Source organism: Cryptosporangium japonicum (assembly GCF_039524755.1).
In the GTDB taxonomy this organism is placed as follows: Bacteria; Actinomycetota; Actinomycetes; order Mycobacteriales; family Cryptosporangiaceae; genus Cryptosporangium; species Cryptosporangium japonicum.
In genome coordinates this window covers 124,828-138,293 of record NZ_BAAAGX010000004.1, presented here as the reverse complement: position 1 = coordinate 138,293, position 13,466 = coordinate 124,828, and the positions used below count along the sequence as shown (strand labels likewise).

The following is a 13,466-nucleotide window of genomic DNA, read 5'->3' as shown; positions in this document are numbered from 1 at the left end:
ATCCGGACTCAGTGCTTGCGGCCGCTGCGGGTGAAGTCGGCCGGTATCACCAGGTCGTCGGGCGTCAGCTGGTGGATCGACGACTTGCCCAGGCCGTAGAGCGTCTCGCTGATGCCGTCCCGGATGATCACCAGGACGTTGTTCACGCCCTTCTCCCCGTTCGCGCCCATCCCCCACAGGTACGCGCGCCCGATCAGCACCGCACGGGCCCCGAGCGCGAGCGCCTTGACGACGTCGCTGCCGCGCCGGATGCCGCCGTCGAGCAGCACCTCGACCTGGTCGCCGACCGCGTCGACGACGGCCGGGAGCAGGCGGATCGTCGCCGGCGTCGAGTCGAGGTTGTTGCCCCCGTGGTTGGACACCGAGATCGCGGTGGCGCCGATGTCGACGGCGCGGCGGGCGTCGTCCGGGTGGGTGATGCCCTTGATCATGAACGGGCCACCCCACTGCTCACGCAGCCACTGCAGGTCGTCCCAGGTGGGGGCCGGGGTCTGGATCCACTGGCCGTAGGCGCCGAAGAACGTCGGCACCTCCTCGCCCGGCAGCACCAGGTTGGGCACGCCGAGGTCGGGCAGCGAACCGCTCCTGATCCAGCGGTAGAGGTACCCGGGGCGCGCCGCCACCGGGAACGCGTACTTGCGCACCGCTTCGGCGTTGATCCGCTCCGGGATGAACGGGCTGCCCCAGTCGCGCCGGGAGTCGAAGACCCAGTCGAGCGTGACGATCAGGCCCTTCGCGCCGGCCGCGCGGGCCCGCTCGGCGCGGGCGAGCATCGCGTCCCGGCTGCCGACCCAGTACGACTGGAAGAAGAGCTTCTCGTTCTCCTTGATGACCTCTTCGATCGGCTTCGACGCGAACGAGGAGAGGCCCATCGCGGTGCCGAGCTGGTTCGCCGCCTTGGCGACCGCGACCTCGCCGTCGGGGTCGACGGCCTGGACGCCGGTCGGCGAGATGAGCACCGGGAACGCGATCTCCTGCCCCATCACGGTGGTGGAGAGCTCCCGGCTGGCCGGCAGGTCGGCGATGCGCGGACGGAACCCGAGCTCGCGGAAGGCGCCGACGTTGTCGTCCATCGTCGCGCCGGCCTCGGCGCCGCCGAGCAGCGCGAGGTAGACCGGCTTGGGCAGCCGCTTCTTCGCCCGCCGCTGCGCTTCCGCGACGGTCTCGAACCAATCCCTGGTGCTCGCCATGTGTCTTCGGCTCTCGACTCGGTGACGCGGCCACACTGCCCGCGCCGGGGGTGTTGCCCGTAACAGTACGGCTATTACGTCACCGAGTGCCACAAGTACCGGGGGAAATCACTTCGTCTTGAGCTCGGACACCTCCGAGGAGAGCTCCTGCGCCACCGCGGAGTCCTGGCCCAGCTCGGCCGCGAGCTCGTGGCTCAGCGCCTCCAGCTCGGCCCCGCCGGCCATCAGCGCGGTGAGTTCCGGCAACGTGATCTCGGACTTCGGGTGGTCACCCATCGAGCGGCCCCGGCGCAGCAGCATGAACCGGTCCCCCACCGGATACGCGTGGTGCGGGTTGTGGGTGATGAACACGACGCCGAGTCCCCGGTCCCGGGCCCGCGCGATATAGCGCAGCACCACGCCGGACTGCTTCACGCCCAGCGCCGCGGTCGGTTCGTCGAGGATCAGCACCCGGGCGCCGAAGTACACCGCCCGGGCGATCGCGACGCACTGGCGCTCACCGCCGGAGAGCGTCCCGATCGGCTGGTCGACGTCGCGCAGGTCGATGCCCATCGCGGCCAGCTCGGACTTCGTCGTCTTCTTCATCAGCCCGGTGTCGAGCCGCCCGAAGCGCTTCGTGGGCTCCGACCCGAGGAAGAAGTTGCGCCAGACCGGCATCAGCGGCACGACCGCCAGGTCCTGGTACACGGTCGCGATGCCCAGGTTGAGCGCCTCGCGCGGGCTGCTGAAGTGCCGTTCCTCGCCGTCGACGACCAGGCGCCCGTCGGAGTGCGCGTGCGCTCCCGACAGGATCTTGATGAACGTCGACTTGCCCGCGCCGTTGTCACCGAGCACGCAGGTGACCTCGCCGGGATGCACGGAGGTCGACACGTCGGCCAGCGCGATGATGTTGCCGTACCGCTTGCCGATGCCGTCGACCTCGATCAACGCGCTCATCGTGACCTCTCAGCCCGCCGTCGCACGGCTTCGTTCAACAGCACGGCGCCCAGCAGCATGACGCCGAGGAACGCCTTGAGCCAGTTGTTGTCCCAGCCGGCGTAGACGATGCCCTGGTTGGTCATGCCGTAGATCAGCGCGCCGAGCGCCGCGCCCACCGCCGAGCCGTAACCGCCGGTGAGCAGGCAGCCGCCGACCACGGCGCAGATGATGTAGATGAACTCCTGCCCGACGCCGGTGTTCGACTGCACCGTCGACGTCGTGAACAGCAGCAGCATGCCGACGAGCCACCCGGCGCCGGCGCTGGTCATGAACAGCCCGATCTTCGTGCGGGCCACCGGCACGCCGACCTGGCGGGCCGAGGTCTGGGCGCCACCGACCGCGAAGATCCAGTTCCCCACCCGGGTCTTGAGCAGCACCCAGGTGGCCACCGCGGTCACCAGGATCCACCAGAACACCGACGCGTAGATCCGCCCGCCGGCCACCGTGGCCGCCGAGCCGAACACCGCGTGCGGCTGCGAGTAGAACGGCACGTTCGCCATGCCCTGGATCGCGACCTGCCCGATGATGGCCTTCACCGCGGCCAGGTCGATGCCCTGCAGGACGAAGAACGTGCCCAGCGTGACGATGAAGCTCGGCAGCCCGGTACGCATCACCAGCAGCCCGTTGAGGAAGCCGACGGCCAGCGCCAGCACCAGCGACACCAGCATCGCGGCCCAGATGTTCAGGCCCCACTGCGTGGTCATGACGCCGACCGCGAGCCCGGTGAACCCGGTCATCGCGCCGGCCGAGAGGTCGAACTCCCCGCCGATCATCAGCAGCGCGACCGCGACCGCCATGATGCCGATCGTCGAGGCCGACCGCAGCCAGGTCGACGCGCCCGACGCCGTCGCGAACGTGTCCGTCGCCACCGCGAAGAACACGAACACCGCGATGGCGGCGACCAGCGCGCCGACCTCGGGTCGCTTCAGGACGCGCCCGAGAGCGCCGCCCGAAGCGACCCGTTCGTCCGCGGCGACAGCCGTCACCGGGTGCCCTTGGCCGCGAACTTGCCGACCGCTTCCGCGTTCTCCTTGGTGATGAACGCCGGACCGGAGTACACCGGCTGGCCACCGCCGAAGTCGTTGCCGTTGATGCTCTTGAGGTACAGCGCGGTCACCGCCGCGTAGCCCTGCACGAACGGCTGCTGGTCGACCGCGAACTCGATCTTGCCGTCCTGGATGTTCTTGATGACGTCGGCGGAGAGGTCGAACGTGGCCACCTTGGCCGACGAGCCCGACTCCCCGACCGCGCTGACCGCGTCGATCGCGTACTGCCCGCCCAGCGTGAGCACACCGTCGATCGTCTTGTCGGCCTGCAGCTTCGACGTGATCGTCGCCTGCACCGCGTTGTCGTCGGTGCCGTCGACCTGCAGGTTCGTGACCTTCCCGCCCATCGTCGAGGTCACCGCCTTGCACCGCTCCTCGAGCCCGACGTTGCCGGCCTCCTGGATCACGCAGAGCGCGTTCTTCCAGCCGGCGGTCTTGAGCCTGCTGCCGACGGCCTGGCCGGCGATCTCCTCGCTCTGACCGATGTGGGTCATCGCGCCGAACTCTTTCCACTTGTCGATGCCGGAGTTGATCGTGACCACCGGGATGCCGGCCGCGACCGCGTTCTTCACCGACTGCTCGAGCCCGTCGGGGTTGGCCATCGAGACGATGACGCCGTCCACCTTGTCGGCCACCGCGCCGTCGATGAGCTGCGACTGCTTGGCCGGGTCGGCGTCGGAGGAGTACTCGACTTTGACGCCGTAGTCCTTGCCGGCGCGCTCGGCCCCGGACTTGACGCGGTCCCAGAACGCGTCACCGGGTGCGCCGTGGGTGACGATCGCGTACGTGAGGTCCAAATCGCTCGCTTCGTCGGCGCCCTTCTCCTGACCGGTGCCACTGCACCCGGCCACGGCGAGGAACAGACCGACGACCACTCCGGCGACGGCGAACTTCTTCATTGAGTTCTCCTGGGGGCGACGCATGGGGGTCGATCGTCGGGAAGTGTGGTAGACCCCACAGCCCGTGTCAACAGAACATAATGTCCTGACAAACTATTGACGCCATTCGGACTCCCGTCCTAGCGTTTTCAGCGGCACCGACGCCGCGCCCCGCCGCGGCACCGCCGACCGCGACGGAGGCAGCATTGGCTCGCAGCGCTTTCGCCGACAGTCTCACCGAGGTCACCGAGATACGGGCCCGCGAACCCGGCCGGGTCGCCGCGCTGCTCGCCGCCCGCCGGACCCGCCCCACCCTCCCCGCCGACGGCCGGCTCATGCTCCTGGCCTGCGACCACCCGGCCCGCGGAGCGCTGGCCGTCCGCGGTCGCGAGGACGCGATGGCCGACCGCGGGGACATGCTCGCACGCGTGCGTACCGCGCTCGGCCGGCCCGGCGTCGACGGCCTGCTCGCCACCGCCGACGTCCTCGACGACCTGCTGCTGCTCGGCGCGCTCGAGGACAAGGTCGTCATCGCGTCGATGAACCGCGGCGGCCTGCTCGGCAGCGCGTTCGAGGCCGACGACCGGATGACCGCCTACGACGTCCGCACGGTCGTCGAGGCCGGTTTCAACGGGGCCAAGATGCTGCTCCGCGTCGACCTGGACGACCCGGCCTCGGTCGTCACGCTGGAGACCTGCGCGCGGGCCGTCACCGAGCTGAGCCGGGCCGGGCTGCTCGCGATGGTCGAGCCGTTCCTGTCCCGGCGGGTCGGCGGCAAGCTCGTCAACGACCTCTCCCCCGAGGCGGTCACCCGGGCCGTCCACATCGCGCAGGGCCTCGGCGCCTCCAGCGCGTACACCTGGATGAAGCTGCCGGTGGTGCCGGACATGGCCCGGGTGATGGCGGCGACGACGCTGCCCACGCTGCTGCTCGGCGGCGACCCGACCGCGCGCCCGGACGAGACCTACGCCGAGTGGGCGAAGGCGCTGGCGCTGCCGCCGGTGCGCGGCCTGGTCGTGGGCCGTGCGCTGCTCTATCCCCCCGACGACGACGTCGAAGCCGCGGTCGACACGGCCGTGTCGCTGGTGCGGGGGGTCGCATGAGCACCTGGTTCCGGCCCGCCGGCACCGCCGCCGCCGACGGCTACGACGTGTTCGTGACCCCGGAGAACGCCGGCTGGGGGTACTCGTCCCTGCGGGTGCTCAGCTCGTCCCGACCGGTCGCCACCGGCGCGGAGGAGATGCTGGTGGTCCCGCTGGAAGGCGGGGCGACGGTCACGGTCGGCGCGGAGTCGTTCCGGCTCGACGGCCGGGCCGACGTCTTCGCCGGGCCGACCGACTTCGCCTACCTGCCGATCTGGACCACCGCGCAGCTCACGGTGGAGGGGCGGGTGGCGCTCTGCGGTGCGCGCACCGGCACGTCGCTCCCGTTCCGGTACGGGCCGGCCGCCGATGTGCCGGTCGAGCTGCGCGGAGCGGGTTCGGCGAGCCGGCTCGTGCGCAACTTCGGCACGGTCGACGCGTTCGCGACCGGCGCGTTGATCGCCTGCGAGGTCGTCACCCCGGGCGGCAACTGGTCGAGCTACCCCGCGCACAAGCACGACGAGGCGACCGACTCCGAGTCCGAGCTCGAGGAGATCTACTACTTCGAGATCGCGTCCGGGCCGGGCGGCGAACCGGGCTTCGGGTACCACCGCACGAGCAGCTCGGCCGCCGGGGAGATCGACGTCCTCGCCGAGGTCCACGACCGGGACACCGCGCTGGTGCCCTACGGCTGGCACGGCCCGTGCGTCGCCGCGCCCGGCTCCGACATGTACTACCTCAACGTCATGGCCGGACCGGGCGCCGAGCGCGCCTGGCTGATCTCCGACCACCCGGACCAGGCCTGGGTGCGCGACACCTGGGCCGGCCGAGCCATCGATCCCCGGCTGGAGGGCAGGCGATGAAGCTCACCGTCGCGCAGGCCACCGTACGGTTCCTCGCCGCGCAGTACTCCGACCGTGACGGCGTGCAGCAGCGGCTGATCGCCGGGTGCTTCGGCATCTTCGGCCACGGCAACGTCGCCGGCCTCGGCCAGGCCCTGCTCCAGGATCCCGACTCGCTGCCATACGTCCTCGGACGCAACGAACAGGCGATGGTGCACTCCGCGGTCGCCTACGCCCGGATGACCGACCGCCTGCAGACCTACGCGGTGACCACCAGCATCGGCCCCGGCGCCACGAACATGATCACCGGCGCCGCGCTGGCCACCGTCAACCGGCTCCCGGTGCTGCTGCTGCCGGCCGACACGTTCGCCGACCGCAGCGCCGCGCCGCTGCTGCAGGAACTCGAGGTGCCCTGGTCCGGCGACGTGACGGTCAACGACGCGTTCCGGCCGGTCTCGAAGTACTTCGACCGGGTCTCGCGGCCGGAGCAGCTGCCGAGCGCGTTGCTCTCGGCGATGCGTGTGCTGACCGACCCGGCCGAGACCGGCGCGGTGACGGTCTGCCTGCCGCAGGACGTGCAGGCCCAGGCGTACGACTGGCCGGACGAGCTCTTCGCCCGCCGGGTCTGGCGGGTGGCCCGTCCGGTGCCCGAACCGGCCGAGCTGGCCGAGGTGGCGGCCCTGATCCGGGCGGCCCGTCGCCCGCTGATCGTCGCCGGTGGCGGCGTCGGGTACTCGGGGGCCTCCGCGGCGCTGGCCCGGTTCTGCGCGGCCACCGGCATCCCGGTCGGCCTGACCCAGGCCGGCAAGGGCGCGCTGCCGTTCGACCACGAGCAGTGCCTCGGCGCGATCGGCTCCACCGGCACGACCGCGGCGAACGCGATCGCCGCCGAGGCCGACCTGGTGATCGGCATCGGCACCCGGTACTCCGACTTCACCACCGCGTCGCGGACGGTGTTCGGCGCGGACGGCGTCCGCTTCGTGAACGTGAACGTGGCGCCGATCGACGCGGTGAAGCACGCGGGGCTGGCCGTCCGCGCGGACGCGCGGCGCACACTGGAAGCCCTGACGCTCGAGTACGAGGTCGATCCCGGGTACCGCGCCGAGTACACCCGGCTGGACGCCGAGTGGAACGCCGCCGTACGGAAGGCCTACGACTCGCCGGAGCTCACGCAGAGCGCGGTCATCGGGGCCGTGAACGACCTCTCCGACCCGCGTGACGTCGTGGTGTGCGCGGCCGGTTCGATGCCCGGCGACCTGCACAAACTCTGGCAGACGCGGGACGCGAAGGGCTACCACGTCGAGTACGGGTACTCCTGCATGGGCTACGAGATCGCCGGCGGCCTCGGGGTGGCGATGGCCTGCCCCGACCGGGACGTGTTCGTGCTCGTCGGCGACGGGTCCTACCTGATGATGGCGACCGAGCTGGTCACCGCGCTGCAGGAGGGCCTCAAGGTCATCGTCGTGCTGGTGCAGAACCACGGGTTCGCCTCGATCGGCGCGCTGTCGGAGTCGCTCGGCTCCCAGCGGTTCGGCACCCGCTACCGCTACCGCTCGAAGTCCGGCCGGCTCGACGGCGACCTGCTGCCGGTCGATCTCGCGGCCAACGCCGCCAGCCTGGGGATGCCGGTCACCCGGGTCGCCTCCCGCGACGAGCTGGCGGCCGCGATCGCCGCCGCCAAGGCGTCCGACACCAGCACGGTGATCCACGTCGAGACCGACCCGTTCGCCAACGGCGCACCGGACAACGGGGCCTGGTGGGACGTCCCGGTCAGCGAGGTGTCGACGCTCGAGTCCACCCGGGCCGCCTACCGGACCTACGCCGAGCACAAGGCCACCCAACGCACGTATCTCCACCCGACGGAGGCCTCATGATCACGATTGGTTCCGCGCCCGACTCGTGGGGCGTCTGGTTCGCCGACGACCCGGCCCAGACCTCCGCCGACCGCTTCCTCGGCGAGGTGAAGGCCGCCGGGTACGACTGGATCGAGCTGGGCCCCTACGGCTACCTCCCCCCGGACCCGGTCGAGCTGCAGGACGCTCTGCAGGCCCACGGGCTGCGCGTCTCGGCCGGCACGGTGTTCTCCGCACTGCACCGCCCGGACTCCTGGGACGCGGTCTGGCGGCAGGTCACCGACGTCGCGTCGCTGACCCGCGCGGTCGGCGGGCAGCACATCGTCGTCATCCCGGATCTGTACCGGCACCACAAGACCGGCGAGAACCTGGAGAGCCCGACGCTCACCGCCGACCAGTGGACCAAGCTCACGACCGACACGAACGAACTCGGACGGCGGATCCTCGACGAGTACGGGCTGAAGCTCCAGTTCCACTCGCACGCCGACTCCCACATCGGCTACCAGCGCGACATCGAGCGGTTCCTCGCCGACACCGACCCGCGCTACGTCAACCTGTGCCTGGACACCGGGCACGTGGCCTACTACGGCGGCGACAGCCTGGAGCTGATCGCGCGCTACCCGGAGCGGATCGGGTACCTGCACCTCAAGCAGGTCGACCCGGAGATCGCCAAGCAGGTGGAGGCCGAGGACCTGGTGTTCCCGGAGGCGGTGCGCCGCGGCGTGATGTGCGAGCCGCCGAACGGCGTCCCGGACCTGGGCGCGGTGCTCGACGCGGTCGGCGCGCTCGATGCGGACCTGTACGCGATCGTCGAGCAGGACATGTACCCGTGCGAACCGGAGCGGCCGTTGCCGATCGCCCGGCGCACCCACACGTACCTGGCCGGGTGCAGCGGCGCTCCGGTGTCGATCGGTACCCCGTCATGAGTGCGCTGCGGGTCGCCGTGCTCGGCGTCGGGGTGATGGGCGGTTACCACGCGACGGCGCTCGCGGAGCGCGTCGCGCACGCGCGGGTGACCGTGGTGTCCGATGCCGACGGTGCGCGCGCCGGGCAGGTGGCGCACGCGGTCGGGGCGCGCGTGGAGGCCGATCCGCTCGCCGCGATCAACGCCGCCGACGTCGACGCGGTCGTGATCGCGTCGCCGGGGTCCGCCCACGAGGAGCAGGTGCTGGCCTGCCTCGACCGGCGGATCCCGGTGCTCTGCGAGAAGCCGTTGACGCTCGCCGCGGACGCCGCGTACCGGATCGTCGAGCGGGAGTCACTGCTGCCGGCGCCGCTGGTGCAGCTCGGTTTCATGCGCCGTTTCGACGCCGAGTACGCGGCGCTGCGCTCGCTGATGGCCTCGGGTGAGCTGGGGGCGCCGCTGCTGCTGCACTGCGTCCACCGCAACCCCGCGCAGTCCGACGCGTTCACCTCCGAGATGATGATGCGTGACTCGGTCGTGCACGAGGCCGACGTGGCGCGGTTCCTGCTCGACGAGGAGATCGTGGCCGTCACCGTGAAACGGCCGCGGGCCTCCCGGGAGGCGCCCCCGGGCGTGAGCGACCCGATGCTGGTGCTGATGGAGACCGAGTCGGGCCGGCTGGTCGACGTCGAGATCTCCGGGCGCAGCCGGGTGGCGTACGAGGTGCGTACCGAGCTGGTGGCCGAGCGCGGGAACGCGATGATCGGCCTGGACGGCGGGCCGCTGGTGGCGCGGGTCGGCGGGGTGCGTGGCCGGGTGCAGTCCGCCGGGTTCATCGAACGGTTCGCGACCGCGTACGACACCGAGCTGCAGCGGTGGGTGCGTGCCGCGCGGCGAGGCACGATCGACGGGCCGGGCACCTGGGACGGGTACGCGGCGGTGGCGGTGTGCGCCGCGGGCGTCGAGGCGGTGCGTACCGGCGCCCGGGTACCGGTGGAGCTGGCCCCGCGGCCGGTCCGCGTCGCGGCCTAGTGGGTGACGGGTAGCTCACCGGCGACGACCACGCGGTTGCGTCCGGCGTTCTTGGCCCGGTAGAGGCACTGGTCCGCGCGGACCGTGAGCTCGTCGGGCGTCGCCGCGTGGTCGGGCAGCAGCGCCACCCCGATGGAGGCGGTGACCAGTAGTTCGACGCGGTCGTCGAGCCGGAACGACTCGCCGCCGATCGCGTCGCGCAGCCGCTCGCCGAGCCGCGCCGCCCCGGCGCGGTCGGTCGGGGCCACCAGCAGCGCGAACTCCTCGCCGCCGTAGCGGGCGACGACGTCACCGGCCCGGGCGCACTGACGCAGCCGGCGGGCCACCTCGCGCAGCACGATATCGCCGGCTTTGTGCCCGTAGCGGTCGTTGACGGTCTTGAAGTGGTCGACGTCGACCAGCAGCACACCCATCGGCGCACCGAACCGCGCGGCCCGCTCGGCCTCCAGCGCGAGGTTCTCCTCGAAGAACCGGCGCGTCCGCAGCCCGGTCAGCGTGTCGGTGATCGCGATCCGCCGCTGTTCCCGGAGCAGGACGCTCATCCGGAACATCACCAGCACGAACAGCACGGCACAGGTGGCGGTGACGACCGGCACGTGCAGGTCGCCGTCGCGCAGGTACTGCACGAACTGGGCCGCGGGCGCCAGCAGCGACACCGCGCCGAGCAGCACCAGCCGGCGACCGGTCCCGAACCGGGGGCCGTCGGCCGAGGGCCACCCGACCGTGCCCATCGACGGGTGGGTGGCCGCCGCGGACAGCGCGACCGCGGCCGCGATCCAGAGCGGCTCGATCCAGCCGAGCGACTGATAGGTGCCGTTCGCGAGACTGAACAGGTAGCTGGTGTCGGCGACCAGCCAGCCCGCGGCGAACGCGCCGAGCAGCCCGAGCGACACGCTGCGCTGCCCGCCGCCGAACCAGATCCGCATGCCGACCGCGAGCAGGATCAGGTCACCGACCGGGTAGGCCGCGTTCACCACGATCACCGCGACGTCGGACGCGCCCTCGGTGAGCGGCGAGATGACGAAGATCCACGACATCAGGGAGCTGGCGACCACGATGATCGCGACGTCGACGAGCGTCACGTCGGTCCACCACCGGAAACCGTTCCGCTGGGTGGAGCGGTGGGCCCAGATCAGCGCGCTCGCGAACCAGACCGGGTAGCGCGCGAAGTAGAACAGGTCCGGCGGGCCGGGAAACGCCCACACCCGGTCGAACAGGTAGCCGCCGTAGAAGAGACAGTCGGCGACGGTGGCCAACGACTGCGCGCCGGCCAGCAGCAGCCACGGGAGCGGCCCGGCCGGACGGTGGCGCACCGCTCCGCGGAGCACCAGGACGGCGGCCCCGCCGTCGGCGAGGAGCACGACCGCGGCCCGGACCCACTCGTTGCCGAGCAGATAGATCCCGCAGAGGACTCCGATCGCCGCGAGCACCGCGGCGGCGACCCGCCGAGAGTCCCCCACGAACACCTCCCGCCACTCCCCTAACCGCAGACGGGAGCCTTTCGAATCACATCGGATCCGAAGGCGGTGATCTGAGCGTTGCCGCCCGGTGATCAGTACGGTTGGGCCGGTGGAGCCGACCGTGTACTCGCTGGAGAGCGCTCTGGTCGACGTCGCCATCGACGTGCCCGCGCTACCCGAGCGGGGCGGCGACGTCGTCGCCACCGGAACCCGGGTCAACGCGGGCGGTGGCTTCAACCTCGCGTCGGCCGTGGCCCGTCAAGGTGTCCGCTGCGTGTACGCCGCCCCGGTCGGCGTCGGCCGCTACGGCGACGTGATCCGGGCCGCGCTGGCCGCCGAGGGGGTCACCGCCACCGCGGTGCCGCGCACCCACGGCGACTCCGGTTTCGCGGTGGCGCTGGTGGAGCCGGACGGTGAGCGGACGTTCGTCACCAGCGCGGGCGTGGAGTCGGCGCTGTCGGTCGAGGACCTGGCGACGATCGCCCCGGCGCCCGGCGACGCGGTGGTCGTGTCCGGCTACGACCTCGCGTATCCCGCCACCGGGCCGGTGCTGGCCGGGTGGCTCCCGACGTTACCGGCCGGTGTGCTGGTCGCGCTGGACCCGGGGCCGCTCGTGCTGGAGGTGCCCGCCGACCGGTGGGACCGGGTGATCGGGCGGGTGGATCTGCTGACCGTGAACCAGCGGGAGGCCCGGTTGCTGAGCGGGTCGACGGCGTCGGGGGTGGCGCTGTTGGAGGCGGTGCGCGCGGTTTCGGCCGGTTCGGTGGGCATGGGTGGCGCGCTGCTCGTGGTGCGGGAGGGTGCGGACGGGTGCGTGGCGACCGGTGGGGCGCTCGGGTCGCGGGTAGTGTCGGTGCCGGCGCCGAAGGTCCCGGCGGTGGACACCACCGGCGCCGGGGACATCCACACCGGGGTGCTGCTGGCGCGCCTGGTGTCGGGCACCCCGGTCGACGAAGCGCTCGTCGACGCCGTCCGCGCGGCGGCGATCGCGGTCCGTAAGCCCGGGTCGGCGACCGGGCCGACCCGGGCCGAGTTGGCTCAGCCGGAGGGGTAGCGCCGCACGATCCAGTCGGCCACGTCCGGCGCGGCCACGACCTCCTGCGGTTCGTGCACGAGGTGGAAACTCTCCGCCCCCTGCTCGGCCTCGGTCCGGACGTCGCACACGGTCACGTCCAGCCGAGCGGTGTAGTGCTGCATCACGAGCACGTCGTGCCGGGGCGGCCCGGCCAGCACGGCTCCTTCGATTCGCGTGGTGACGATGTTCGTCGGAGAGCTGATCCCGATGATCATCGGCTTGGTTGCCTGGCTCATGCCGCCCTAATCGGCGACCCCGGCAGGTGATTCAGTACACAGCGCAGGAATTTGACTGCGGGGTGTGATCGCCGCATTCTTGATCGAGTCAGAAGCGGGTGCGGGACGGGCGTCGGAGCCCGGGCGCGCCGGCGCGGAGGCCTGGTTGCTCGGCCCGCGCCGTCGCCGGCTCCCCCGCCCGCGCCAGGACGTCGACGTCCGGCGGATTCGCGCTGCTCCTCGAAGGGTTTCCCATCGTGACTGCTGCTCGGTCAGCGGTGCGGTCGCGCGTGCCCGGACGCGACCGGACCTTCTCCCCCGCACGGCAGTACACCGCCGTGGCCATCCTCTTCGCCCTCGACGGCGCGGTGTTCGGCACCTGGGCCGCCCGCGTCCCGGACGTCGCCGAGCGCGTGGGCGCCAGCCACTCCGCGCTGGGCACGGCACTGTTCTGCGTCTCGCTCGGAGCGCTGATCAGCATGCGCCTGACCGGCACGTGGTGCGCACGCTTCGGGCCCGGCCGGGTGGCGTCGGTCGCCGGGGGGCTCGTCGCGCTCTCGCTCGTCGCGCCGGGTTTCTGCAGCGATCTGGGCGCACTGTGCGCGGCCCTGACGGTGTTCGGCGCGGCCACCGGAGCCGCGAACGTCGCCGCGAACAGCCTCGGGGTGGAGCTCGGGCAGCGTCGGCAGCGTCCGGTGATGTCCGCGCTGCACGCCCTGTTCAGCTTCGGAGGCCTGGCCGGCGCGCTGCTGGGCGGCCTGGCCTCGACCGCACTGTCCGTCCCGCCGCACTTCACCGCCGTCGCGGTCACCGGCGTGGTCGTGGCGACCGCCGTGCGCCCCGTCCTCCGCTCCCTGGACTCCGCCGCGGCCCCGGACCCCATCCCCGGATCCGCCGCCGCGAGCGGCGGC

General features: G+C 72.0%; 13 protein-coding genes. 7 read left to right on the top strand and 6 right to left on the bottom strand.

Annotated features, from left to right (window positions below):
- Nucleotides 1-8: 8 nt before the first annotated feature.
- The 4 genes from mftD to ABD437_RS03710 all read right to left on the bottom strand — a co-directional run bounded on the left by mftD (nucleotide 9) and on the right by ABD437_RS03710 (nucleotide 4,113).
- Entirely contained in the window at nucleotides 9-1,190 is a 1,182-nt protein-coding gene (gene mftD / locus ABD437_RS03725; RefSeq protein WP_344647312.1) for a pre-mycofactocin synthase MftD, read from the bottom strand.
- A gap of 108 nt (nucleotides 1,191-1,298) precedes the next feature.
- The gene (locus tag ABD437_RS03720; protein WP_344647311.1) at nucleotides 1,299-2,126 is read right to left on the bottom strand and encodes an ATP-binding cassette domain-containing protein; all 828 of its coding nucleotides are present in this window, start codon (nucleotides 2,124-2,126) and stop codon (nucleotides 1,299-1,301) included.
- Nucleotides 2,123-3,154 carry an ABC transporter permease gene (locus ABD437_RS03715; RefSeq protein WP_344647310.1) on the bottom strand — a complete coding sequence of 344 codons (1,032 nt, stop codon included), beginning with the start codon at nucleotides 3,152-3,154 and terminating at the stop codon, nucleotides 2,123-2,125. Before ABD437_RS03715 ends, ABD437_RS03720 begins: the two co-directional genes overlap by 4 nt.
- Nucleotides 3,151-4,113 (bottom strand): sugar ABC transporter substrate-binding protein, encoded by a 963-nt coding sequence (locus ABD437_RS03710; protein WP_344647309.1) that lies wholly within the window; start codon nucleotides 4,111-4,113, stop codon nucleotides 3,151-3,153. The genes ABD437_RS03715 and ABD437_RS03710 overlap by 4 nt, the downstream gene beginning before the upstream one ends.
- A 185-nt stretch (nucleotides 4,114-4,298) precedes the next feature.
- On the opposite strand from ABD437_RS03710, the gene ABD437_RS03705 reads away from it, so the two are divergent.
- From ABD437_RS03705 to ABD437_RS03685, 5 genes are read left to right on the top strand one after another with little or no spacing between them, the layout of a single operon-like run.
- Complete coding sequence (locus ABD437_RS03705) at nucleotides 4,299-5,195, top strand: Cgl0159 family (beta/alpha)8-fold protein (RefSeq protein ID WP_344647308.1); 897 nt, start codon at nucleotides 4,299-4,301, stop codon at nucleotides 5,193-5,195.
- Nucleotides 5,192-6,037 (top strand): 5-deoxy-glucuronate isomerase, encoded by an 846-nt coding sequence (iolB, locus tag ABD437_RS03700; protein WP_344647307.1) that lies wholly within the window; start codon nucleotides 5,192-5,194, stop codon nucleotides 6,035-6,037. Before ABD437_RS03705 ends, iolB begins: the two co-directional genes overlap by 4 nt.
- The gene (gene iolD, locus ABD437_RS03695) at nucleotides 6,034-7,890 is read left to right on the top strand and encodes a 3D-(3,5/4)-trihydroxycyclohexane-1,2-dione acylhydrolase (decyclizing) (protein ID WP_344647306.1); all 1,857 of its coding nucleotides are present in this window, start codon (nucleotides 6,034-6,036) and stop codon (nucleotides 7,888-7,890) included. Before iolB ends, iolD begins: the two co-directional genes overlap by 4 nt.
- The gene (locus ABD437_RS03690; RefSeq protein WP_344647305.1) at nucleotides 7,887-8,795 is read left to right on the top strand and encodes a sugar phosphate isomerase/epimerase family protein; all 909 of its coding nucleotides are present in this window, start codon (nucleotides 7,887-7,889) and stop codon (nucleotides 8,793-8,795) included. The genes iolD and ABD437_RS03690 overlap by 4 nt, the downstream gene beginning before the upstream one ends.
- Nucleotides 8,792-9,805, top strand: a complete 1,014-nt coding sequence (locus ABD437_RS03685; protein ID WP_344647304.1) for a Gfo/Idh/MocA family protein — start codon at nucleotides 8,792-8,794, stop codon at nucleotides 9,803-9,805. The genes ABD437_RS03690 and ABD437_RS03685 overlap by 4 nt, the downstream gene beginning before the upstream one ends.
- Here the strand turns inward: ABD437_RS03685 and ABD437_RS03680 are convergent.
- Nucleotides 9,802-11,265, bottom strand: coding sequence for a GGDEF domain-containing protein (locus ABD437_RS03680; RefSeq protein WP_344647303.1), 1,464 nt, complete (start codon nucleotides 11,263-11,265; stop codon nucleotides 9,802-9,804). The genes ABD437_RS03685 and ABD437_RS03680 overlap by 4 nt on opposite strands.
- 109 nt (nucleotides 11,266-11,374) lie before the next feature.
- Between ABD437_RS03680 and ABD437_RS03675 the strand changes: the two genes are divergently transcribed.
- Nucleotides 11,375-12,319, top strand: coding sequence for a PfkB family carbohydrate kinase (locus tag ABD437_RS03675; protein ID WP_344647302.1), 945 nt, complete (start codon nucleotides 11,375-11,377; stop codon nucleotides 12,317-12,319).
- On the opposite strand, the gene ABD437_RS03670 is transcribed toward ABD437_RS03675, so the two are convergent.
- On the bottom strand, nucleotides 12,304-12,576 hold the full coding sequence (locus ABD437_RS03670; protein ID WP_344647301.1) for a hypothetical protein: 273 nt from the start codon (nucleotides 12,574-12,576) through the stop codon (nucleotides 12,304-12,306). The two genes, ABD437_RS03675 and ABD437_RS03670, sit on opposite strands and share 16 nt — an antisense overlap.
- 236 nt (nucleotides 12,577-12,812) lie before the next feature.
- Here ABD437_RS03670 and ABD437_RS03665 point away from each other — a divergent pair.
- On the top strand, nucleotides 12,813-13,466 hold a 654-nt coding region (locus tag ABD437_RS03665), incomplete at its 3' end, for an MFS transporter (protein ID WP_344647300.1).